This is a genomic window from Poritiphilus flavus, assembly GCF_009901585.1.
In the GTDB taxonomy this organism is placed as follows: Bacteria; Bacteroidota; Bacteroidia; order Flavobacteriales; family Flavobacteriaceae; genus Poritiphilus; species Poritiphilus flavus.
Window position 1 is genome coordinate 210,747 of record NZ_WXYO01000006.1, and the last position, 23,065, is coordinate 233,811.

At 44.5% G+C, this 23,065-nt stretch carries 17 protein-coding genes; 13 read left to right on the forward strand and 4 right to left on the reverse strand.

The window, feature by feature from the left end; genetic code table 11:
- Positions 1-2: 2 nt before the first annotated feature.
- From GTQ38_RS13695 to GTQ38_RS13725, 7 genes are all read left to right on the forward strand, one after another.
- On the forward strand, positions 3-1,295 hold the full coding sequence (locus GTQ38_RS13695; protein WP_161436108.1) for a DUF4249 domain-containing protein: 1,293 nt from the start codon (positions 3-5) through the stop codon (positions 1,293-1,295).
- Positions 1,292-2,632, forward strand: a complete 1,341-nt coding sequence (locus GTQ38_RS13700) for a DUF4249 domain-containing protein (protein ID WP_161436109.1) — start codon at positions 1,292-1,294, stop codon at positions 2,630-2,632. Before GTQ38_RS13695 ends, GTQ38_RS13700 begins: the two co-directional genes overlap by 4 nt.
- Positions 2,629-3,963 (forward strand): DUF4249 domain-containing protein, encoded by a 1,335-nt coding sequence (locus tag GTQ38_RS13705; RefSeq protein WP_161436110.1) that lies wholly within the window; start codon positions 2,629-2,631, stop codon positions 3,961-3,963. Before GTQ38_RS13700 ends, GTQ38_RS13705 begins: the two co-directional genes overlap by 4 nt.
- Before the next feature lie 6 nt (positions 3,964-3,969).
- On the forward strand, positions 3,970-5,745 hold the full coding sequence (locus GTQ38_RS13710; protein WP_161436111.1) for a hypothetical protein: 1,776 nt from the start codon (positions 3,970-3,972) through the stop codon (positions 5,743-5,745).
- A gap of 28 nt (positions 5,746-5,773) precedes the next feature.
- Positions 5,774-7,309: a YifB family Mg chelatase-like AAA ATPase gene (locus tag GTQ38_RS13715; protein WP_161436112.1), complete on the forward strand. Its 1,536-nt coding sequence runs from the start codon at positions 5,774-5,776 to the stop codon at positions 7,307-7,309.
- A gap of 588 nt (positions 7,310-7,897) precedes the next feature.
- Complete coding sequence (locus GTQ38_RS13720) at positions 7,898-9,028, forward strand: serine hydrolase domain-containing protein (RefSeq protein ID WP_238857939.1); 1,131 nt, start codon at positions 7,898-7,900, stop codon at positions 9,026-9,028.
- Positions 9,029-9,498: 470 nt separating this feature from the next.
- Positions 9,499-11,100: a TIR domain-containing protein gene (locus GTQ38_RS13725; protein ID WP_161436114.1), complete on the forward strand. Its 1,602-nt coding sequence runs from the start codon at positions 9,499-9,501 to the stop codon at positions 11,098-11,100.
- A gap of 1,168 nt (positions 11,101-12,268) precedes the next feature.
- Here the strand turns inward: GTQ38_RS13725 and GTQ38_RS13730 are convergent.
- Positions 12,269-13,441 carry a hypothetical protein gene (locus tag GTQ38_RS13730; protein WP_161436115.1) on the reverse strand — a complete coding sequence of 391 codons (1,173 nt, stop codon included), beginning with the start codon at positions 13,439-13,441 and terminating at the stop codon, positions 12,269-12,271.
- A 319-nt stretch (positions 13,442-13,760) separates the two neighbouring features.
- On the opposite strand from GTQ38_RS13730, the gene GTQ38_RS13735 reads away from it, so the two are divergent.
- Both GTQ38_RS13735 and GTQ38_RS13740 read left to right on the forward strand, forming a co-directional pair.
- Positions 13,761-14,099: a hypothetical protein gene (locus tag GTQ38_RS13735; protein ID WP_161436116.1), complete on the forward strand. Its 339-nt coding sequence runs from the start codon at positions 13,761-13,763 to the stop codon at positions 14,097-14,099.
- A 1-nt stretch (position 14,100) separates the two neighbouring features.
- A complete protein-coding gene (locus GTQ38_RS13740; RefSeq protein ID WP_161436117.1) occupies positions 14,101-15,693 on the forward strand; it encodes an FAD-binding protein in 1,593 nt (530 codons plus the stop codon).
- 3 nt (positions 15,694-15,696) lie between these two features.
- On the opposite strand, the gene GTQ38_RS13745 is transcribed toward GTQ38_RS13740, so the two are convergent.
- Together GTQ38_RS13745 and GTQ38_RS13750 are read right to left on the reverse strand one after the other, a co-directional pair.
- Positions 15,697-16,431, reverse strand: coding sequence for a class I SAM-dependent methyltransferase (locus tag GTQ38_RS13745; protein WP_161436118.1), 735 nt, complete (start codon positions 16,429-16,431; stop codon positions 15,697-15,699).
- Positions 16,432-16,514: 83 nt separating this feature from the next.
- Positions 16,515-17,225, reverse strand: coding sequence for an arylesterase (locus GTQ38_RS13750; RefSeq protein ID WP_161436119.1), 711 nt, complete (start codon positions 17,223-17,225; stop codon positions 16,515-16,517).
- 76 nt (positions 17,226-17,301) lie between these two features.
- Between GTQ38_RS13750 and GTQ38_RS13755 the strand changes: the two genes are divergently transcribed.
- Together GTQ38_RS13755 and GTQ38_RS13760 are read left to right on the forward strand one after the other, a co-directional pair.
- Complete coding sequence (locus GTQ38_RS13755) at positions 17,302-17,985, forward strand: ABC transporter ATP-binding protein (protein WP_161436120.1); 684 nt, start codon at positions 17,302-17,304, stop codon at positions 17,983-17,985.
- Between the two features lie 2 nt (positions 17,986-17,987).
- Entirely contained in the window at positions 17,988-20,543 is a 2,556-nt protein-coding gene (locus tag GTQ38_RS13760) for an ABC transporter permease (RefSeq protein WP_238857940.1), read from the forward strand.
- Positions 20,544-20,814: 271 nt separating this feature from the next.
- On the opposite strand, the gene GTQ38_RS13765 is transcribed toward GTQ38_RS13760, so the two are convergent.
- A complete protein-coding gene (locus GTQ38_RS13765; protein WP_161436121.1) occupies positions 20,815-21,930 on the reverse strand; it encodes a pyridoxal phosphate-dependent aminotransferase in 1,116 nt (371 codons plus the stop codon).
- Between the two features lie 284 nt (positions 21,931-22,214).
- On the opposite strand from GTQ38_RS13765, the gene GTQ38_RS13770 reads away from it, so the two are divergent.
- A complete protein-coding gene (locus GTQ38_RS13770) occupies positions 22,215-22,706 on the forward strand; it encodes a hypothetical protein (RefSeq protein ID WP_161436122.1) in 492 nt (163 codons plus the stop codon).
- 10 nt (positions 22,707-22,716) lie between these two features.
- Positions 22,717-23,037, forward strand: coding sequence for a hypothetical protein (locus tag GTQ38_RS13775; protein ID WP_161436123.1), 321 nt, complete (start codon positions 22,717-22,719; stop codon positions 23,035-23,037).
- Positions 23,038-23,065 lie beyond the last annotated feature (28 nt).

A 23,065-nucleotide genomic window follows, 5' to 3' on the forward strand; every position in this document is an offset into this window, starting at 1 on the left:
AGGTGATAGCTAGGTACATATCGAATTTGTTCTTGTTGACTGGGGTCTTTTTGGGATTTCAGGCCTGTGTAGAACCTTTCGAGGCCACTACGGAGCAATTTGAGAATGCCCTGGTAGTGGATGCCCGCCTGACCGATGAGAACAGGGTTCAGGTCATTTATCTCTCAAGGACTTTCCCATTTGAGTCCGAGATCGCCGCTGCGGAAACCAATGCCAGTGTCAGCCTTATAGACGAAAGCGGGAACCGTATGGAGTTTTTGGAAAGTGAAGCAGGGACATACCGTTCCACCGGACCAATGCAACTGTCAGTTGGTACGCGATACCAACTTGAGATCCAGACCTCGGATGGCATGAATTATCTATCCGATCCGGAAGAACTGCCATCTCCGGTTGCCATAGGTGATATTCAGGCCATAAGAAGGCCAGATGATCTCGGTGAGGATGGGATTGCGATCCTGGTCGATGCTGAGGGAGCTTCCGGAGGCACCAATTTTTACAGATATGAATACGAGGAGACCTTTAAGATCATCGCTCCGGATTACAATCCGTTTGAATGGGATGAGGTGGATGACGTTTTTTTTGCTGATGGCGATGGATACGAGGTCACCGTAGCACCAAGGACTGAAGAAGCGCAGACCTGCTTTGGAACCCAGCACTCCTTAGACTTGATATTGGCCTCGACAGCGGATCTGAGTACAAACGAACTGGACGACTTTGAAGTGCGCTTCCTGAAAAGCGATAACTATACAATCTCACATCGCTATAGCATACTGGTTAAACAATATCATCAGACGGCAGAGGCGAATTCCTATTTCACCACCCTGGAGGACTTTTCATCATCAGAAAGCGTTTTTACCAGTACCCAACCGGGATTTTTAGGAGGGAATATCAGGGCAGTAAACACTGAAAATGCGTTGGTATTAGGTTACTTTGAGTTGAGTTCCTATAGCGAAAAAAGGTTCTTTTTTAACTATAGGGATTTTTATCCGGACGAAGACCTGCCGCCTTATGCGATCAATTGTGCCCCCCTGGGTTCCCCGCCGCTTTATCCTGAAGGTTTCCACTTTACCTTTATTGACGGGGAACTGGTGGTTGACGGAACAGCCGGTTCACCACTGATATCGGCCATAAAAGCGGGGCTGATAGATTACGTAGGTGATAATCCGACCTACGGGGAAGTCATTGACGAGGAAGGAAACCGGGACCGGGCTCCTTTTTATACAAAATCTAAGGCCTGCGTGGATTGCAGGGAGTTGGGGTCCAATGTAGTACCAGATTTTTGGATAGAAGAATGAAATATATAAGAAATGCATACCTGATATTTTTCGGCCTGATCTTAGGCCTGTGGAGTTGTATTGAGGAAATAGGTATAGACACGGAACTCAAAGCTCAGATCGATGTGGATCAGGTTCTGGTGGTAGAGGCTACGCTTACCAATGAACTAAAACCGCAACTGGTGACTTTAAGCAGGGCGGTAAGCTTTCTGAATGATAGCATTATCAGCTTTGACGAAACGGAGCCGGCACTTTCGCTCGTTCCCCGGGAAGAGGTCAACGAAAAGCCGGTATTGTATGAAAGGGGCGCTGATGTCAGGGTGCGGGATGGTCAGGGCACTGAGATCCGCTTCATAGAAGGTGAACCTGGCAGGTATTTATCGGAAACGGCCTTTGCCGCGGAATCTGGTAGGGAGTATCAATTGCTCATCACCACCGCCAGGGGCGAAGTGCTGCAATCGCAGCCGGAATTTTACTCCGGAGAATCCGCTCTTAATAATATCTACGCGGAACGCGGGAGAAACGAATTTGATGAGGAAGGGATCTTTATCTACATAGATGGTACTGATCTACAGGGACAATCTGAATACTTTCGATACAATTACGAAGAGACCTATAAGATAATTGCACCTCTTTGGACCGCTGTAGAATTTAAGCTGACCAACTATGATCCCTGTGCGCTACCCGTGATCACCTACGATCTGGATGTTGTTCCCCGCGAGCAGGAGGAAAGAGTCTGCTATAATACCAGGGCTTCCGAAAATGTGATCCTCAATTCAACAGAAAACCTTGATGGGAATTCGGTAGAACGGTTTCCGGTGCGATTTATCAGCAGAGATGATTTCATCATAACACATAGATACAGCATACTGGTAAGGCAGTTTGTACAGGATGTTGATGCGTACTCCTTTTATCAGCAATTAGATGAGTTTGCCAAGTCTGAATCTGTTTTTGCACAGGTCCAGCCTGGATTACTGGAAAGCAACATAAGCTTTGAAGATGGCAGAATGACCCCTGTACTCGGCTACTTTTCCGTGGCCTCAGTTTCGGAAAGCAGATTGTTCTTTGATTTTGAGGATTTTTTTGATGGAGAACCTAAGCCGGCCTATATCGTCAATTGCAATTTGCAATCCAGTCCGGAGGCACACGTGTCCTTTTGCTCTCCTGGATTAACAGGCAGATCTTGTCCTCCGTCCGTTGTTGAGAGAGTAGATATTGATGTGATCTCATATATAGATCAGAATAACGGCGGTTTTGAGGCGGTTTGCCCAGGGCCATACATTTTTGTTGACCGTATTTGTGGAGATTGCACCATACTCGGGAGCAATGTGGTCCCAGATTTTTGGATAGAAGATTGAAAATAATAAGAATAACATACCTGGTTAGTTTTGGCCTGATCCTTGGGCTGTGTAGCTGCATTGAAGAAGTAGCTATAGATACAGAACTCAGCGCCCAGATCGATGTGGATCAGGTTCTGGTTGTAGAGGCAACCTTGACAAATGAATTAAAAACACAGCAAGTGACTTTGAGCAGGGCAGTTAGTTTTCTAAACGATAGTATTATCAGCTTTGATGAAACGGAACCAGCCCTTTCTGTGTTACCTCGGGAAGAGATAAATGAAAAACCGGTTTTGTATGAAAGGGACGCCGATGTCCGTGTTCGGGATGAGCAAGGCAATGAGATCCGATTCGTAGAAGATGAACCTGGCAGGTATTTTTCGGAAACGGCCTTTGCTGCTGAAGCGGGGAGAGCATATCAATTGTTTATCACCACTGCCAGGGGCGAGGTACTACAATCCCAACCGGAGTCCTATTTTGGAGAATCCACCTTGACTAATATCTATGCCGAAAGAGGGCGAAATGAATTTGATGAGGAAGGAATTTTAATTTATATCGATAGCTCGGTTTCAGAGGGACAATCTGAGTATTACCGCTATAATTACGAAGAGACCTATAAGGTCATTGCGCCTCTTTGGACCGCTGTAGAATTTAAGCTGACCAATTATGATCCCTGTGCGCTACCTGTAATTACTTATGACCTGGAATTAGTACCTCGCGAGCAAGAGGAAAGGGTTTGTTACAATACCAGGGCTTCAGAAGATGTCATTTTAAATAGTACTGAAGACCTTTCTGGCAATGGCGTGGAACGTTTTTTGGTACGGTTCATCAGCAAAGAAGATTTTATAATAACGCACAGGTACAGCATACTGGTACGGCAGTTTGTTCAGGATTTAGAGGCCTTTTCTTTTTACCAGCAATTGGATGACTTTGCCAAATCCGAATCCGTTTTTGCGCAGGTACAACCCGGTTTACTCGAAAGCAATATCAGCTTTGAAGATGGCAGGCAAATCCCTGTTCTGGGCTACTTTTCGGTCAGCTCGGTTTCCGAACAGCGACTGTTTTTTGATTTTGAAGACTTTTTTGACGGAGAGCCTAAGCCGGCCTATATCGTCAATTGCAATTTACAATCCAGCCCTGAGGCCCACCCTTCATTTTGTATAGATGAATCGATTATGCCCTGTCCCCAATCTGTGGTAGAGCGAGTAAATATTGACGTGATCTCCTATGTGGATGAAAACAATGGCGGACTTGAGGCTGTTTGCCCGGGACCATACATTTTTGTAGACCGTATTTGCGGGGATTGCACGATACTTGGAAGTAATGTTGTTCCTGATTTTTGGATAGAATAAATGATTATGAAAAAAACGATAAGTTTACTTTTTTGTCTTGCTGTTTTCTGCCTCCCAAAGGTAGAAGGCCAGGTTATTATTAAGAGCGAAGAAGAGTTGCAAGCGCTAAAACAAACCCCTCTGGAGAGCCTGTATTTGCATCAGTCGTCATCTATTCTCTTTCCGGGCGAATACCTGTACTATTCGATCTATTGCCTCAATACCCGAAGCCTGAAAATGAGCAATATCAGCCAGGTTGCCTATGTAGAGTTATTGGGAGAGGATGGTAGCAAGATCTTTACCAACAAGATAAAGCTCAGGCGGGGAATGGGACAGGGCGACTTTTTTCTGCCTGTGGATGTGCCCTCAGGAAATTACAAACTGGTAGCCTATACCAACTGGATGAAAAATGCCGGCTCCCGGCAATTTTTTAAGAGTGATCTGGCGGTGATCAACCCTTACCGCTCAGATCAAAGTGCGATTTTGGCCTCAGAGGAAGAAGTACAGGATTCAACAACTAACGTGCTTTCCAATCTGAGCACAGATAGCCCGGTGGCCTTGTTAACCGATAAGGATACCTACGGGAACAGGGAAAGGGTTGAATTGATACTAAAAAACTACAGAGGGAACCTGGGTTTTGGAACCTATTCCCTCTCTGTCCGGAAATTGGACGATTTTAAGGCCCCTCCTCAGATTACAGCTACGGCCAATGCCGAGGAATATTCAGCAAAGCTTAAGGAGGTGCCTAATCGTGTTAATTCAGTGGTGTTTATCCCGGAACAACGAGGGGAATTGTTTTCCGGACGAGTAGTAAACGCTAACACCGGTGATCCCGTGAAAAAGGAGTATATCGGTGTATCCCTGCCCGGAAAGGATTTTCAGACCAAGTCCGCGCTAACGGATGACAAGGGTAATTTTGTGACTTACCTGAACAAACCGTACAACACGGATATTGCGGTATTACAGTTAATGGACGGAAATCAATCCCCTCATAAGTATACTATAGCCGATCTCTCTGATTGGGATTTTGACCTAAAGGATTTCTACAACTTTAAGATCTCCGTCAAAGACCGTGAAGCCATTTTGGAACGCAGCCTGAATAACCAGTTGGAGAATGCCTATTTCCAGGTAAAACCGGATACCCTGAAGGCGGCTGAAGTTACAGATCCTTTTGATGGGGAAATTCCGCTGGTCTTTGAATTGGAGGATTACACCCGTTTCGGTACCCTTAGGGAAACCCTGGTAGAGGTCGTAGAACATGTATGGGTAAAGAAAGAAGACAAGGATTCCTATACCTTCTGGGTACGGGAACCACTGGAACCTTTGAATTCGGAGTACACCGCTTTCCCTCCCCTGGTTACCATTGATGGTATACTTGTTCCGGATCATAACAGCATTTTGGATTATGATGCCAGGTCCATCAAAAGCATCGGCGTACTTCGGGATAGATATGTACTTGGTTCTAAAACCTATCAGGGATTGGTGGTGCTGGAAACTTTGAATGGAGACTATATTGACAAAGTCCGGAAACCTTCAAATGGTATCATACCCCTGTTGAAGCCCAGTCCCGAAAAGGAGTACTACAGACCGGCATATACTGAAGAAAATTCCCCGGAGTTTGCCAGGATCCCAGATTTCAGGACACAATTACTTTGGGAACCCAGATTGGTAGTTCAAAGTCCGGAAATTCCACTTCCATTTTACACTTCGGATGTGGCCGGCACCTACGAAATTCGATTGGAAGGCTATACGTCTTATGGAAAACCTATTTCCCTGCAAAAAATCTTCACTGTCAGCAATTAGATTAGCCGCTTGAGAAAATAGCGGATCTATGCTTACAAAAGTTTATGGCAGTGCCGTCTTCGGCGTGGAGGCTACAACGATTACCGTAGAGGTTAACGTGGCCCTGGGAATAGGATATCACCTGGTGGGATTACCCGACAATGCGGTTAAAGAAAGCAATTTCAGGATAGCGGCGGCCCTGCAGAACAACGGTCTTAAAGTACCCGGAAAAAAGATCATTATTAATATGGCCCCTGCAGACCTTAGAAAGGAGGGTGCTGCTTATGACCTGACCATTGCGCTGGGAATCCTGGTAGCCTCAGGACAAATTGAGGCTATGGAGATCGGGGACTATGTCATTATGGGAGAGCTGTCGCTGGACGGTGCATTGCAACCCATCCAAGGGGTGCTTCCCATGGCAATAAAGGCCAAAGAAGATGGCTTCCGGGGCCTGATATTGCCCGAGGATAATGCCCGGGAGGCCGCCATAGTGGAGGGACTGGAAGTTTTGGCAGCGAGCAATATCACCCAGGTTATTAATCATTTCAACAACAAAGAACCCATCACGCCTACTGTGGTAGATACTCAGTCAGAGTTTTTAAGGCAGCTGGATTTTCCCGAGTTCGACTTCTCGGACGTCAAGGGTCAGGAAAGCACCAAAAGGGCGATGGAGATAGCGGCAGCCGGAGGCCACAACATCATCCTGATCGGCCCGCCCGGCTCGGGAAAGACCATGCTGGCTAAGCGTTTACCATCCATTCTACCGCCGATGACTTTACAGGAAGCCCTGGAAACGACCAAAATACACAGTGTGGTGGGAAAGACCACCAACAGCGGCCTGATGAGTCAACGGCCTTTTCGGAGTCCGCATCATACCATATCGGACGTAGCCCTGGTGGGTGGTGGAAGTTATCCTCAACCCGGAGAGATCTCACTTTCGCATAATGGAGTGCTTTTCCTGGATGAGTTACCGGAGTTTAAGAGGAGTGTGCTGGAGGTTATGAGACAACCTTTGGAAGATCGGGAGGTAACCATATCCAGGGCAAAATTCACCGTAACTTACCCAAGCAGTTTTATGCTGGTAGCCAGTATGAATCCGAGCCCAGGGGGCTATTTTAATGATCCAGATGCCCCGGTAACCAATTCGCCGGCGGAGATGCAGCGCTATCTTGGTAAAATTTCAGGGCCTTTGCTGGATCGTATCGATCTGCATATAGAAGTTACCCCTGTTCCCTTTGAGAAATTGTCGGACGACCGCAAGGGGGAAAGCAGCCTGCTTATCAGGGAGCGTGTGAGAGCAGCTCGTATGCTTCAGACGCAACGCTTTGTAGATGTAAACGGAGTGCATTACAATGCGCAAATGAGCACCAAACAACTGCGCACATTCTGCCCTTTGGATCGTACCTCTAAGGAACTGCTTCAAAATGCCATGGAACAATTGCAACTCTCTGCAAGGGCCTATGACCGTATCTTAAAAGTAGCCCGTACCATAGCTGATCTGGAAAACAAAGACGAATTACTTCCGGAACATATCGGAGAGGCCATCCAGTACCGTAGCCTGGATAGAGAAGGATGGATGGGGTAGTGCAGTAGGCAGTTGGCAGTGAACAGTAGGCAGTAATCAGTGAACAGTAATCAGTGAACAGTCTAACCGTCTAAAAATCCAGCCATCTAACCGTCTGACCATCTATCCATCCAACAGTCTAGCAATCTAACCATCCAACTATCTAACAATCTAACCATCCAACCGTCTAACAATCTAACCGTCTAGCCATCCAACTATCTAACGATCTAACCGTCCAACCATCTATCCATCTAACGATCTCACAATCCAAAAAATCTATCCGAACTTGAAAAGTAATTCTGTATTATCTTAAATAGATTTTCTTTAATTTTAGCTGGATGTTGATAAAAACACCGGAACATATAATAATCAACGGATTAATGGGTTTAATATCCAAAAGTCCTGTCTCATTTCTTATCCGGACGAAAGCTATTTTTGCCCATGTACCGATTTAAAGTCTTCGCTGGCCTGGCGATTTTGTTTCTATTCCTACTTGTTCTGACGTCAAGTGGTAATGACTCTGTTTCAGCCACTCATTCTTCAACAGAAACCTTAGATGAAAATACCTATACATCTGTAAAACAATATAATAGGTTTCTTGATAAAGAAATGCAATTTGCCTTGCAACAGGCCATTGACTCTTATTTTAGTAAGGCCATAACATCCGGCGAAGTTGTGGGTGCCGGTGTAAGTATTGTAAAAGGGAAACAAGTGCTACTGGCTAATGGATTCGGAATACGAGATGGCAGTACAGGCAAGAAGGTAGACGGACAAACGGTCTTTCGACTGGGTTCGCTTTCAAAAGGATTTACAGGGGTGCTTGCAGCAGATCTAAAAGCTGAAGGAAAGTTGAGCTGGGAAGACAGAGTTAGTGACTTCATTCCTGAATTTGAGTTAGGAGATCGGGAGAATACCGAAAACATCACTCTGGCCCATTTGTTGTCACATACCTCAGGAGCACCCTATCACAGCTTCACAAATCTTGTTGACGCCGGCCTGGCTCTCGACGAGATCGCAGGCCGATTTACTGAGGTACAACCCATAAGCAAGCCTGGGGAACTGTATAGCTATCAAAATGCGCTATTTGCACTTTCCGGGGAAATGATGGAGAAGGTTACCGGGCAGGAGATTACCACATCCCTGGAAAAACGCTTTTTTAATCCGCTTGAAATGTGTGCGACCACAATGGACTTTGAGGCACTAAGGAAGACAGAGAACAAAGCCAAACCACATGTCAGAGCCCGGCGTGGGTGGAGATCCGGGAAGCTAACCAACTCCTACTATAATGCCGTTGCTGCCGGAGGAATCAATTCCAATGCAGAGGATATGGCCAAATGGATGCAGCTTTTACTCGGACACCGTCCTGATGTAATGACACGAGAAGCCTTACAGGAAGCCTTTACCCCATTTATTGAGATACCCGGGCGGCATAAATACTATCAGCGTTGGCCGGGATATACAGCCTCGTATTACGGTTTTGGCTGGAGGATTCATAGATACCGGTCCGGTAACTCAGAGATCGAAAACACCATGTGGCACCACGGGGGAAGTGTTAACCGCTTCCGCAATGAAATAGGGCTCTTTCCCGAGGAAGACCTCGGTATATGCGTACTGCTAAACAACCAATCCAGGATAGCACAGCACGTGATCACTGACCTCTACAATATTGTTCAGGAAGTCATTCGGGTCCATACGAGCGAAAAACCACTTAATCAGTTGGCAGTGGGCAGTGAGCAGTGAGCAGTAAACAGTGAACAGTAATCAGTAATCAGTGAACAGTCTAACCATCTAACCATCCAACCATCCAACCATCCAATGTACCAATGTATCAATGTGAAAATGTATCTATGCGGTAATTTGAAGATTTGGTAATTTTAAAGTGAACTAATGGAAATATGTAACTGTCTAAATATCTAACAGTCTATATGTCTGAAAATCCATCCATCTAACTATCTATCAGTCTAGCCATCTAATAATCTAAAAATCTAATGGTCCAAAAGTCTGGCTGTCTAAGAATCTATCCGTCTAACTGTCCACCCGTCCGCCCGTCTAACCATCCAACCATCTAAAAATCCATCCGTCTAAAAACCTCCATTTATCTCATTTTCTCTATATTAGAGAGGTTAGAGTGATTTGTTCCAGTGGAAATCCAGGTCCTTTTAGTCCATTAAATAGCCTGAGAATTTCCCGATCTTACTAAGGCAGAATCAATGGCTCGGAAGCTAAATATGTTTGGGATTTATGCTCTGGAGGATAAAGATGTCATGCTTGATCTTTCAGCACATCTGGACGATTTGAGGGGCACTTACGATTTGAATTTATGGCTTGAAGATGCTGTAATTCCGGGAGAACCCTGGCAATTCCACTTTGAATCACGCGCCAGCCATACGGAAGTATTCGTGCTTCTGCTGAGTGAAGCATTTATGAAGACCGGCTTTATGCGCCAGCCGGAGTTCAAGCTGGTGATGGACAGGCAAAAGGAACAAAAGTCTGTGGTCATTCCAATACTCCTGGAGCAGTGCGACTGGGACGAGGAATTCGATTTAGGGGACTATCAATTTTCGCTAAAGGACTTACCCCTTTTACCGGAGGAGGGTCAACCTTTAAAGGAATGGGGCTCGCTTGAAGAGGCATATGGCAATATTGCATCTGGCATAAATTCGATCATCAAAGATCTTGTAGAACATTTAGACCAAAAGCGATCCAAAAAGAAAAGGGCAAAAAGCGAAGAATCGGGACAGGTAGCCATAAGTTTTGATCCCGCAGAAAATAAGGCAAACGATATGGAAGAAAACAGTGAATCACAGCAAGAAATTGGCCAGAAGGCCAGCTCAAGAGAAGAAGCCGAAGCCAGAAGGAGGGCAGAAGTAGCCAAACGAATCAGGGAAGCGGCGGAGGCCTCTGCAAGAAGAAGGGAAGAGGAGGACAGGCTTTGGGAAGAGGCCCTGGAGAAGAGACGTCTTGAAAAGGCAAGAAGGATAAGGGAAGAAGCAGCCCTGGCTGACCAACAGCCCGAGACGGAAAATGGGTTCAGAGAGGAACATGCAACTGTAAAAAGCAAAAGGGCGGAACGTAAGAAAAGAAGCCGTTCTGCCAAAGTAGCCAAAAGTGATATTCCAGAAACAAAAAGACCTGAAAAGACCTCAGTTACCGCGCCTTCTACCACTCCAGCTCAGGCGAAAACTAAAGTGGAGTCGAGCGGGGAGAAGCCGGAAAAAGCATCAGAGGCTTCAAATATTTTCACAAAAAGGAACATCATCCGGGCGGCAATGGGGGCTGTATTCGTAGTTTTGATCATCTGGCTTTTTTCGCTTTTTGGCAACAGTACAGAAAATGAAGCTCCGGAAGCCGCGGCTACTAATGAAACGAAAGTGGAGGCGACAGACAATTCAGAAAGTGCTGATGAAGAATCCGTAACGCTCACTGAGGCTGCTGTAACTTTTGCTGTGGGCGACTACCACCAGGAAGGCATTATTTTTGAACTCAACACAGACAATAATACCGGCAAGATCGCGCATCTTGATGATGCCGGCCCCATGCCCTGGCAGGATGCCAATAAAATTGACGAGCAACTAGGGGCAGGCTGGAGACTTCCTTCCTTTGAAGAATTGCAAAGCATGTACAATAGCATAGGGCAGGGGGCTGATAATAAAGGGGAGTTTACCAACGGACTCTATTGGAGCTCCACTCCTTTTGAAGAGCATCAGGCTCGGCTATTGAGATTTCTCGATGGTAACACTTCTTATCATTACAACCGGCATGTAGAACACCGTAGCTACAGGGTGAGAGCGATTAAGGATTTTGGATGGTAGGGATGATAGTTATGAGTTGTGAGTTATGAGTTATGAGTTATGAGTGTTTGATGCTAAAACCTTAAACCTGGATAACGCGGATTTCCACCAAAGGCGGACAAGGTGTAATCTGTGCTTGTTTGTCACGTGCATAAAACTTATTACTAGTCTTTTTGAACGATGAGCTTAAGGCCTACAAGTATAATCCGAACTAATTTTATCCTTAGATGTATTGTTGCTTGATGTTCTTTTGTCTTGAAACAAAAGAACCAAAAGTTCAAGAAGGTTTTATAGGAAATTATTGCCTTTGGCGATAACGCTCAAATTGCCTGCGCTCCATGCTCTTTTCCGCCTGGTTAGCTTCTTCTATAAATCAGTATTCTAACCCGAACGGCGGAACGCACTTCCGCTTGCAGCACCGCTATTTCTTAAAAACCTTCATTTTAAAATCTTCAGTCCAATTGAGAGTCCTCCTTCTCCGAAGTATAAGCGAAGAAAGCTTCGTAATGGTACCCTACAGGATTTATGCCTGTAGGGCGAAGTTTCTGAACTGGTTTTGTTTGCCCGACCGACAGGAGGGTAATGCAAAAATACATATGGAGAAGGCATCCTTTTTCCATTGCTTTTACTGCATCCGACGAGCCTGATAAATATCAGGAGAGAGGAATGCATAGCAAAAAGCAATAAGAAAGCCGATCATCCGGGCTGATTGATTCTATTTATGGATTTACCACGAGATACAATCTCGCGGTAGCGGAGGGTTGGGCTGTATTTCAACCTCCATGAAAATCCACGCTTTATAAAAGTCTAACTTAAAGTCTTAGAAAGTTTAACCTAAACTCTTGATGAGATGAACTTAATCTTTTGAAGAGATGAACTTAAAGTTTATTCGAGTTTGGAGTTGAGAGTGATTATAATGCTTAGTCTTAAGTTTTTATAGAATATGCATGTCTATCCTACCTGTAGGTAAACACTGCGATTATTGAAGTTCAGAAATTATATTGCGATACTTTGGGCAAACAGTTATTGCGATTTAGTTTCATATCTATCAAGTAGATCTTTTAAATCTTTACTAACTCCTTCCAGCAAAGCGGCATTATTAGGATTAATATACTGTCTATCCATCCTTATCCTATCCACTTTTGCTGGAATATCTTGAGGCGGATTTTCAAAATAATCAGGAATTCTACTAAAAAAAAAAGTCTCTTATTGTCACAAGTTTAATTCTAAGATTTTTGTGGTAATCTAAAATGAGCTCTTCGATTTCTTTGTTAAGTTCCTCCGATTCTTTGTCCATAATATTCCTCATTTCTCTATTTAATTTCCCCATGTCAGATGTGTCAGCCATGATTTTGTCTTTTAAAGGCCTATAACGATTTGAAATTTTCTTTTTCTTTTTGCGATAGGCTTCGATTTTAGAATCAAGCGTTTGGATTTGTTCATTAGCCAAGGCAATTAATTCGGACTGAGTTAGTTTTTCTAACGCCGTGGTTTCTAGTTTTAATTGTTCTTCGGGTATTTCAAAGTGATCTTGGACTTCCTCTTTTGGTAAGTAATTATCCTGAAACCAACCACCGTGTATATGCCAATATTCTTCGCCCTCCATTTTCGTTATTGTCTCTCTAGTAATGAAAGGTGATTTATGGCTCATTATGATTTTGTTCCTGCTCTGATCATATAGCTTGGATTCATGTTCCCATTGAGAAATTCCAATATTTTCATAGAATAGCACAAAGGAATGCTGATAATATTTTGCATTATTAGTTTGAATTTCAATATAAAAACGTCTCCATTTTTTTCCTTTTAGGTTTTTTATGGTCCCTAATTGTTGATAGATATTGGGTAGGATTTGCCTTGGATAAAAATTTTGGACATGGTCGTTCTCATGTATAGCAGGTCCGCGAAGATTCTGATTAAATATTTCCTTAGATGTGTAGTAGAATTCGGATACGACTATGTTCGTAATATAGGTAGGGGCATCACCGTCTATCCTAGTGTAAATCGAAAGTTCGTTTGGTGAACTAAATTGGTCAAAATAGATTAAGAATGGCTGGTTACTACCTTTTGTGAAATTCTTTATCGTTTTTGATAAGGCCAAATTGGATTCTGTCAATTTTCGAGTCTTCTTAGAAATTCTATTAGTACTAGTCGCAATATCTTCGATGTCACAGGCAATATTTTCAATTCTTCTATTTAGTTCTTCATTTATAAGCCCTACAGAATTAATTTTTTCATTCAGAGAAATTATTTTTTCAGTTTTACCGCGACTATCATTTCTAAACTTAATAGTCATGTAAATTCCTATTCCAGAGCCAAATGCAACCATACCCCAGCCTAAGATGCCCCATATCACGTCCCCCATAATCTTAATATTTTGAACACGCTTTTTAATAAGAAATGATTTTTAGTTGTCATAGATAAAAACTCCCATTTTACATCCATGAAATTCAGCAAAGCCCTAGAATTTGAAGAGATAAAGTGTCGAAAATGGAACCGATAAGATTAAAAACGGAATAGATACAGGGCCATTATAAAATTAAGATTTATCTTTCAATTCCCGTACGATTATCAAATAAAATTGTATCTTAGTTTCATCACCGTCGGTGATACACTTCCCCCATTTTTTTACGATCGCTTTTTAAGCAATTGCTGTTTAAGTTAAACCCTTAAAAGATTAAGCTATGCGTGGTTTTAAGTTGGCTCTGTGCTTTGGGATATTCCTTTTGATGAGCTCCTGCTATTCCATTCGTTTCCAGGTTGATAACGGCCAATGGGAACCTGCGGATACAGAACGGGAAGATGCCTATGCCGGTTATAATGTCCACACCCTGGATACCGTGGTGAGTCGGAAACTTACCACTGGAGATCACTATTTCAATATTTCGGACTGCCCTTCAGGGGCACTGCACACTGTGGAATACCGCAGCAGTTTTGGAGGCATTCTCTTGAATGCGATCACCTTTGGAAGGAAGAAAAAGGTGAAGATCAAATACGTCTGTATCAAAGAAAACAGTATGTAATATGGCAACAACAACGATACAGGATCGCACCCGCTGGGATACCCTGCACAAAAATGGCCCATTTCCCCTAAAGTTCTTCCTGACCACGAAGCTGGAGAAGAACAGTTCCGGACTTAACGATTTTGAAAAATACAACGACGCGGCCGCGGAGATACAGAAACTGATCAAGCAGGCCGCGGACTCACATCAGCGCTTTAGGGCCATTGGATCCAAATGGTCCATGTCCAATATTGCCCATGCGGAAGACCGCATGCACTTCAATAGCTTTATGAACCTGAAGTTTCCCATCTTCGAAGGGGAAATGCACGAGGATTCCACTTACGAACACAGCAATCTGTTCTTGTTCCAGTGCGGGAATCAGATCAAGGAGATCTCCCGATTCCTGGAAAGGCGGGGAAAATCTCTGAAAACCTCAGGTGCCAGTAATGGCCAGACCATTGCGGGCTGTATTTCTACCGGCGTGCACGGATCCACCATAGACGTGGGTTCTGTTCAGGATTACGTAGTTGGGCTCAACCTGATCGTGGGGCCCCGGCCTAAAGATGTAATCTACCTGGAACGTGCGTCCAAACCGGCCCTGCGCGATACTTATATCCAGAATTTCCAAGCCAGGATCATTCGGGACGATGACACCTTCAATGCTGCCTTGGTAGGTCTTGGTTCGATGGGCTTTATTCACGGGGTGGTCATTGAGGCTGAAAACCTTTATTTGCTGCATAGGTTTGTAAAGAAGATAGACAAGGCCAGGGCGCTTGAGCTTGCAGATACCCTGGACTTCAGTGGTTTTGACCCTCAAATTCCTGGAGCGGATTTCAATGGGGTCCGGCCGTTTCACTACAAGGTGTTCACGAACCCTTATAGCGATGAAGACAAATACCCGGTAGAATTCATTTACAAAATCAAATATTACGAGAATTATAAGGCGGATTTTGGAAATCCCATACCCTTTCAAAAAGAGTTTGTCTACCTCGATCTCATTTACCTGTTTATCAAGATCGCGGAAAAGCTTCCAAAATCCATTCCTAAGCTGATCAACTTGCTTAAATCCTCTATTTTACCCAAAGAAGAAAAAACAACGGTAGGCAAATTGTCAGAGATTTTCTGGGATGCCGGGTATCAGGGCAGGGCTTTCGCCTGTTCCTTTGGTGTAGATCATACCCATTCTTCAAAAGCTTTGGAGTTATTGGCCAAGCTTACAAGAGATAATCCGGTTCCAGGGATCTTTGCTATGCGGTTTATCAAGAAATCCGAGGCTACCCTGGCCTTTTCAAGGTTTCCATTTACCTGTATGGTTGAGATAGACGGAATTCAGTGGAGCGACAAGGAAAAGATCATAAGTCTGCAGGAATACTCCAAAAAGATGATCGAGGTTTTAAAAGACAACAATATTCCCTTTACCATTCATTGGGGGAAAAACGCGGCCTGGGATTTCCCTGGTTTGGTAGAGCATATGTTTGGAGAGGATGTGAAGAAGTGGAAGAAAGTTCGGGAAGAATTGCTGACAGTACCCATGCAGGAGGTGTTTTCCGCACCATTTCTGGATACAACAAAACTATCTGAGCCTCTGCCAAATACGGAAGATCTGATTGTTTAGCAACTATTTTTTGGCTTCCACTACCAGGGTTTGTACATCGTAGAATTCCCTGGGGTATTCCCCACGTCCGTTTCCTTCCAGTCCGGTAAGTTCAGTGAATTCGCTCTCACTAACCTCTTTGCGGACTATAGGGTTAAAGCCAAATTTTCCGATCAGGTCTTTCAAACTCCCGAAACTATGGATCACCTGATGCCCCCAGTCCCGGTAAAAATTATTGATCACAAAGATGTTAGAATGTTCGTTTTCGCCCAGTACCTCATGGATCTCCGGGCAGGCATCTTTCATGGAATATGAGATATACTCCTTTAATACAGGCGCTTCAGGACGGTTATATAATTCCTGTAGGAAGCCTATATGCGGAATGGCCATACGCATGGTACCGCCTGGTCTTAGTACGCGATAACATTCGGCCAGCATATTGCAGGAATCCTTGAACTCAAGGTGCTCAAAAATATGTTCTGAATAAATAAACTCAAAAGTGTCATCCGCGAATGGAAAACGGATACTGGCATCGAGGTAAACCACTTCTTCCTTTTTGGTGTTAGGGGGGTATCTGTCTGTATTTAACCAGCCAGGAAGTACGTTTCGTCCACTGCCTATATTGAGTTTTGGGCTTTGGGAGTTTTTGAGGTATTTGCGGATCAATCCACCTGATCTTGACCTTTTTACCCTGGTCTTCAGGTATTGGTAATACTCAAAAGGAGCTGTTTTGAGGAACTTCAGCAGCAATTTTTTCATAGTTCAATGAATGAAGACTTCCGAATTTAAGGAATAAAAGCCCGGTGCAAAAGTATTCTCTTTGAAATGCCGCTTTTTGGCCGCTAATCGCCATTTTCAGTAATCACGTTTTCCAGAACCTGCCATACATTCTGTGCCAGTATCCTTTGGCCTTCCGCGGTAGGGTGGATGCCGTCTTCCTGGTTCAGCTCGGCTATTCCCCCCACATCCTTAAGCAGGAAAGGAATAAGGTGTAAATCGTTCTTTTCTGCCAAATCCGGAAAAATTGAACGGAATTCACTGGTATATTCAGGTCCCATATTGGGTGGTATCTGCATCCCGGCCAGAATGATCTCCGTTTCAGCATTTTCCTTGCGTACGGCCTCTATGATAGCCTGGAGATTACCTCTTGTTTCCGTCAGTGGAATACCTCTCAGCCCGTCGTTCGCGCCGAGTTCAAGTACAAATACATCCACCTGCTGAGTCAGCAGCCAGCTAAGACGGTTTTTTCCCGCCGCGGTGGTTTCTCCGCTAAGCCCGGCATTGATCACTTTATAATTGAGTTGAAGGGAATCTATGATCTCCTGAATGACCGCCGGAAAAGCCTCGTCCGGTTCCAGTCCCATCCCGGCTGTCAGGCTATCGCCAAAGAATAAAATCACTCCGGAATCCGCATCTGTTTCGGAACTCTCTTCAGTGGCAGACTGTCCCTCTGTTCCGGATACTGTGCTCTCCGATTCCTTCTTTGTTGCATTCCCGCATGAAATAAGCAGGAAGAGCCCCAATAGATAACAAAACTTTAACATCACTCTCATAAGACAACGGGCTAAAATCCAAATACAATTCTTTATTTTTCCTCCTTTTAAGAATCAATACTTTCAAAAGGAGGAGATGTCAAAGATATTAAACGTACAGCATCTGGAGAAGAGCTATCAAAGCGGATCCAACACCTTAAAGATTTTGAACGACATTTCCTTTACGATAGAAGAAGGAGATACCTTCGCCATTGTGGGCCCATCAGGTAGTGGAAAAACCACCTTACTGGGGCTTTGCGCGGGACTTGATACACCGGATTCGGGCATAGTGGAGTTATGCGGAACGGATCTCGGAACGCTTAATGAGGACCAAAGGGCGCTGCTGCGAAACGAAAAAGTGGGGTTTATTTTTCAGGACTTTCAGCTGCTGCCAACGCTGACAGCCCTGGAAAACGTGGCGGTGCCTTTGGAACTCATGGGAGCATCGTCTGCGGATAAGGTGGCCTTGGAATTACTCGAAAAAGTTGGCCTTGCACAGCGTAAGGACCATTATCCCAGGCAGCTTTCCGGAGGAGAACAACAGCGGGTCGCCCTTGCAAGGGCTTTTGCGAATAAACCGGCCATACTTTTTGCTGATGAACCTACCGGGGATCTTGACATGGAGACCGGGGAAAAGGTGATAGAACTGCTCTTTGACCTGAACAAGGATGCAGGTACTACATTGGTCATGGTTACCCATGATCTGGATCTAGCGGCACGAAATCAGCGGGTACTGAATTTGAAGGGTGGACAGATCAGCAGCATACAAACCGCGGTTTAGGTATGGATATCCGAAGAAAGTACAAAACCAAGGCCGGAACGCGCTGGCTGCTCAAGATGGCCTGGCGGGATGGCAAGGCCAGTGCCAGGAAGCTATTTCTTTTTATGGCTTCCATTGTAATGGGTATAGGAGCCCTGGTCTCTATTCAGTCCTTTGGTGATAATCTGACGGATAATATTTCCCAGCAGTCCAAATCCCTGATGGGAGCAGACTATATCATTGATAGCAATCACCCACCAAACGAAAAGGTTGCCGGCATTATAGACTCCCTTGGAGGTGAAGAAGGAAAAGAGATCAGCTTTGTTTCCATGGTAGCTTTTCCCAAAAACGGGGCGACAAAACTGGCGCAGGTGAGAGGAATAGCCGGAGATTTCCCCTTCTACGGAAGTCTGGAAACTGAACCGGAAGAAGCCGGTTCCCTGTATCAAAGCACCGGGAAAGTCCTGGTAGATGGTACCGTTATGCTGCAATACCGCCTCAAACCGGGAGATAGTATAAAGATCGGGACTTCCACCCTGGAAATAGCCGGCTCCCTGAAAATGGTTCCGGGAAGGTCTGCAATCTCCAGTAGTATTGCTCCAGCGATATTTATGCCCTACGACCTTATTGAAGCCACGGGATTATTGCAGCGCGGTAGCCGCGTAAATTACAGTTACTATTTTCTGGCCACGCCTTCCATGGACCTGGAGAAGCTCTACGAAGATCTTGACCCTGTACTTGATGCCGAAGGCGCAGATATGGACACGCATCTGGATACCAGCCGTAATATGGGACGTAGTTACTCGAATTTCGGTAAGTTCCTCAACCTTGTGGCCTTTATAGCGCTTTTACTGGGTTGTGTGGGTATCGCCAGTGCTATACACATTTATATACGCGAGAAGCTATCGGATGTTGCGGTTCTTAAGTGCATTGGAGCCACCAGAAAGCAAACCTTCCTTATTTATCTCCTACAAATAGCAGTGCTCGGTATTTTTGGTGGGATCGCTGGGGCGGCTCTGGGCATAATGGTACAGCAACTGGCACCTTTGCTTCTGCAAGATCTGCTTCCTGTGGATATTGAGATCTCCATTTCCGGAACGGCTGTACTCACAGGCGTATTGCTGGGGTTCTTTATGGCGGTTTTATTCGCGCTGTTACCATTGGTAAAGACCTGGTTCGTTTCGCCACTTCATGTGTTGAGGGCAGTTGAAAGACCAGGGCGGAGTTCACTTGGGGTAAGGCTTGGAATCATTGGCTCAATATTCTTCTTCATTTTGCTCTTTTCGTTCTGGTTGCTGGACGATATCAATTATTCCGTAGCCTTTGTACTTGGCATACTGGTGACTTTCGCGCTCCTGGTAGGACTGTCCAGCCTTCTAATGCGAATGCTAAAGAATTACTTTCCTTTGAAATGGGGTTTCTGTACCCGCCAAAGTATCAGGAATCTGCACAGACCTAACAATCAGACCACTACTTTGATCCTTGCCATAGGCGTCGGGACTTTTTTGATCAGTACGCTGTACTTTACCAAAGACATTTTATTATCCAAACTCACAGTAGATCGGAATGAAGAAAGCCCGAATATCATATTGCTCGATGTGCAGCGAACGCAGACCGAAGAGGTGGCCGATGCCATATTACCCAAGGGTCTGCCTGTAATAGACAATATACCTATCATTACCATGAGGGTCCATGGAATAAACGGTCAGACGATCAGTGAGATCAGAAAAGACAGCACTTCCAGGGTAGGAAGATGGGTTATGAATCACGAATTTAGAGTGACTTACCGCGATTCCCTGATCGCTTCTGAAACTGTAAGGGATGGCACCTGGACAGGAAGCGTAAGTTCAGATACCCTGGTTCCTATTTCTGTAGCCGAAAACTTTGCGAACGATGCCAGGGTAAAAGTAGGGGACAGGGTAGTGTTCAACGTACAGGGTGTGCTTATCAATACCCTTATTGGTAGCATACGGGAAGTGGATTGGGGACGTCTGCAATTGAATTTCTCGGTGGTATTTCCGGAAGGGGTTCTGGAAAAAGCGCCCCAGTTCAATGTATTGACCACAAATGCCCCGGACGAAGCTACTTCGGCCAGTTTGCAGCGTGAACTGGTTCGAAAATTTCCGAATGTATCCATTATAGACCTCAGACAAATGCTCAATATCATTGAGAACATTTTGAACAAGATCTCCTGGGTGATCAATTTTATGGCACTCTTTAGTATTCTTACTGGTATTGTGGTACTTATTGCTTCTGTGAGAACGAGCAAATATCAACGGGTCCGGGAAAGTGTAATGTTACGGACTATCGGAGCAAGAGGAAGGCAAATTCGCAAAATTACCTTGCTTGAATATGTTTTCCTGGGTGTTTTGGGAAGCTTTTCCGGAATAGTGCTCTCGCTGGTCAGCAGTGTTCTGCTTGCGCGTTTTGTCTTCGAGGTTCCTTTTGTACCTTCCGTTATTCCTTTTATAGTGCTCTTACCTGCTATAGTTACCCTTGTAGTTCTAATAGGCTTGGCTAACAGCAGAAGTGTTATCCAGAGTCCTCCTATGGAGGTACTTAGGAAAGAAGTAAGCTAAATGCTATAGTGTTATCAGGCCTTGAAAAGCAGAATGTATATCGCCCAAAGAATACAGAAAGCACAAAAAGTATATAGCATAAACGTCGTTGTAGTGGTCTTGTTTTTCATAAGATTTGTGTTTTATCGTTAAACGCGGGCATCGTAAAAATAACAATGTTGTGCCTATATACGGTTCAAAACCCGGTTATCAGGCCGTAAAATCGATGAAGCGTCAATTTCCTCTTTGAAAGTAGCTTTGCGGAAAGGTTTTTTACAGAAAATTCTGCTTTTTACTTACTCATGACCGTAGAGAGTGCTTTTCTAAACCTTTCCATGTCAGGCATGGTACCCGTACTGATACGGGCCCAATCCAATAGGGGTGGGAAAGGCCTTCCGATAATCACTTCCTCTTCCTTCATCGCCGCGATCAGCTGGTCTATGGGCCTTCCGCTTTTAAAGAACACAAAGTTCGTATGGGAAGGAATATAGCTTAAACTCAGTGAATCCAGGGTCTGGTAGATATGTTTCTTGGCCTCCGCGTTCTTGGCAAGGCTGAATTTGTAAAAACTATCGTCTTTAAGGGCTTCCTTAGCCGCTTCTATGGCCAAAATATTGGTATTTGCCATGATGGTCGACTTAAGTTTTGTAGCTATTTCGGGTTTTGCGATCAAATACCCGATACGCAGGCCTGCAAGTCCAAAGACTTTGGAGAAGGTTTTGGATACGATGATATTATGCCCTTCTTTGATGAATTCGACCATAGAGGGATAATCTGGCTCCATAATATAGTCGTAATAGGCCTCATCACTAAAGATTACCGCTTTTTCATGGAATGAACTACAGAAGTCCTTTAGTTTGTCACCGTCCAGTAATGTTCCGGTAGGGTTATTTGGATTACAGATATATACCAGGCCGGTTTTAGCGTTGATCTTTTGCCCCATGGCCTCCAGATCGTGCTGCAACTTGTCGTTTAGGGGTACGCGATGTACTTTAGCTCCAAAATTTTCGGCATAGCGCATAAGGGCCTGGAATGTGGGGTCTGCGGCGATGATCTCACGTTCTCCCATTCCATAGAGCATACCTGCAGCCCGTAGTCCCTCCGTAGAGCCACCGCAAACCACTATATGGTCTTTGGTTACACCCTCTTTTTCCGAAATAGCCTCCACAAGGGTCCTTAGCTTAGCGAAAGGGTATCTGCACGCCTCGTCAAAAGTGTTGGAAAGTATGGCTCTTATCCGCTTGGATGGGCCGTAGGGGTTCTCATTGGCATTCAGTTTGGCCGGCCTGTGCAGTATTGATGGTCTATCATCAATTTCGAGTGCCATACTCTCAAAGCCACCCAGCAGGGCAAACCCACTGCTTAATCCAAATGTCTTTAGCCACTGTCTTCTGTCTGTAGTATTCATAATGCCCCGTTTTAGAAAAATATTAGATAAGATACGACAATAGGGGCGTAGGCCAATGGATCAGTACAGATTTCTGAACTTAAAGGATATTGGAAACATTGGACTTCCTATACTGTGGAAAAAAATACTAACTTTAAGATATACAGAATTTTCTACCGTATATACAGAATTTTCGTCTAAACAAACATAAACCAGGATTTTTGACTTGCTCATGCTGTAATTTTAAATGAGCCCTTGTCAGCTAACACCTGCTTGTTGTTACAAAATTTAATTCCTATTTAGCCATGACCTCCAGAGCAATCCCTGTGAATACATTTAGAGAATCTATGTTTAAATCGTTGAAATACAATATTTTAACTGCACTTACTTCAATTTTTGTATTAAGCTGTGCCAGTATTTATGACCACTACACTTTTACGGAAACCCTGAATACCAAAGTACAGGTAGAAAGACTTATTCTAAACTCTAAGGAACCATTTGCCGATCATAGGACCGAGGTAGACGCCCTAAAGAATCAGATGCAAAAAATGATGCTTTACGAGCAGTCGAAAAATAAAAATCAGATAACCCAGAAAATGTGGAATTACATGAATCGCGAAGATTCGGCCATTCAGGATTTCCTAAGGACATGGGAAGCCCAGGGCACTATGAGCGAGGTATTTACGGAGGAATTTTCCCCTCAGATAACAAAAGCCTTCGATCTGATGGTGGATTACGAATCGAAAAAGACCAAGGCCTCGGAAAACGCGATTCTCTCCTTTATAAACAACCTTTAGAAAGATAGTCATGGATTTTGAAAAACTGTACAAGGAACTTAAGACCGAGATAGGGTCTATGATCAAAGACAAATTCGGTGAGGAAAGTCAGGCTATCAGCGATGAGGTTTCCGGATTTGTGGACGACTCCAAGGACAAGCTAAAGCGATGGGCCAAACTCTTTGCCGAAGGCCATATTTCCAAGGAGGAGCTAAATCTGTTGTTAAAGAGTCAGAAAGACCTTTTTGTCATACAGTCATTGCATAAGGCCGGAGTATCTAAGATTGCTCTGGGGCACTTTAAGAATAAGATAGTCACCTTGATATTTACCAAGTTGATCGCCTTTATCTGAAGCATTCCCCAGCTATCCCGGTAGTTTT

Excerpts from the sequence above, each read along its gene's own strand:
- GTQ38_RS13770 (WP_161436122.1), top strand. The coding sequence starts at position 22,215 with ATGACCTCCAGAGCAATCCCTGTGAATACATTTAGAGAATCTATGTTT.
- GTQ38_RS13740 (WP_161436117.1), top strand. The coding sequence starts at position 14,101 with ATGGCAACAACAACGATACAGGATCGCACCCGCTGGGATACCCTGCAC.
- GTQ38_RS13765 (WP_161436121.1), bottom strand. The coding sequence starts at position 21,930 with ATGAATACTACAGACAGAAGACAGTGGCTAAAGACATTTGGATTAAGC.
- GTQ38_RS13715 (WP_161436112.1), top strand. The coding sequence starts at position 5,774 with ATGCTTACAAAAGTTTATGGCAGTGCCGTCTTCGGCGTGGAGGCTACA.
- GTQ38_RS13725 (WP_161436114.1), top strand. The coding sequence starts at position 9,499 with ATGGCTCGGAAGCTAAATATGTTTGGGATTTATGCTCTGGAGGATAAA.
- GTQ38_RS13700 (WP_161436109.1), top strand. The coding sequence starts at position 1,292 with ATGAAATATATAAGAAATGCATACCTGATATTTTTCGGCCTGATCTTA.
- GTQ38_RS13745 (WP_161436118.1), bottom strand. The coding sequence starts at position 16,431 with ATGAAAAAATTGCTGCTGAAGTTCCTCAAAACAGCTCCTTTTGAGTAT.
- GTQ38_RS13755 (WP_161436120.1), top strand. The coding sequence starts at position 17,302 with ATGTCAAAGATATTAAACGTACAGCATCTGGAGAAGAGCTATCAAAGC.
- GTQ38_RS13720 (WP_238857939.1), top strand. The coding sequence starts at position 7,898 with ATGCAATTTGCCTTGCAACAGGCCATTGACTCTTATTTTAGTAAGGCC.
- GTQ38_RS13735 (WP_161436116.1), top strand. The coding sequence starts at position 13,761 with ATGCGTGGTTTTAAGTTGGCTCTGTGCTTTGGGATATTCCTTTTGATG.
- GTQ38_RS13750 (WP_161436119.1), bottom strand. The coding sequence starts at position 17,225 with ATGAGAGTGATGTTAAAGTTTTGTTATCTATTGGGGCTCTTCCTGCTT.
- GTQ38_RS13710 (WP_161436111.1), top strand. The coding sequence starts at position 3,970 with ATGAAAAAAACGATAAGTTTACTTTTTTGTCTTGCTGTTTTCTGCCTC.
- GTQ38_RS13730 (WP_161436115.1), bottom strand. The coding sequence starts at position 13,441 with ATGGGGGACGTGATATGGGGCATCTTAGGCTGGGGTATGGTTGCATTT.
- GTQ38_RS13775 (WP_161436123.1), top strand. The coding sequence starts at position 22,717 with ATGGATTTTGAAAAACTGTACAAGGAACTTAAGACCGAGATAGGGTCT.
- GTQ38_RS13760 (WP_238857940.1), top strand. The coding sequence starts at position 17,988 with ATGGATATCCGAAGAAAGTACAAAACCAAGGCCGGAACGCGCTGGCTG.